Below are 206 nucleotides of genomic sequence, written 5' to 3' on the forward strand. Positions count from 1 at the left end.
CACACCCGTTCCCATACCGAACACGGAAGTTAAGCTCTTCAGCGCCGATGGTAGTTGGGGGTCTCCCCCTGTGAGAGCAGGACGTCGCTAGGCTTGCAATAAACTTACATAGTAACTAAGAAATTTATTACCCAGGAGGATTAGCTCAGCTGGGAGAGCATCTGCCTTACAAGCAGAGGGTCGGCGGTTCGAGCCCGTCATCCTCC

1 tRNA gene and 1 rRNA gene are annotated in these 206 nt (G+C 53.4%); both read left to right on the forward strand.

What is annotated here, in order from left to right:
* Nucleotides 1–93, forward strand: a 5S ribosomal RNA gene (gene rrf / locus AC1ECF_RS17875); the annotation flags it as partial.
* A gap of 41 nt (nucleotides 94–134) precedes the next feature.
* Nucleotides 135–206: transfer RNA gene (locus AC1ECF_RS17880), tRNA-Val, on the forward strand.

It is taken from the genome of Psychrobacillus sp. Z3-81 (assembly GCF_056620325.1).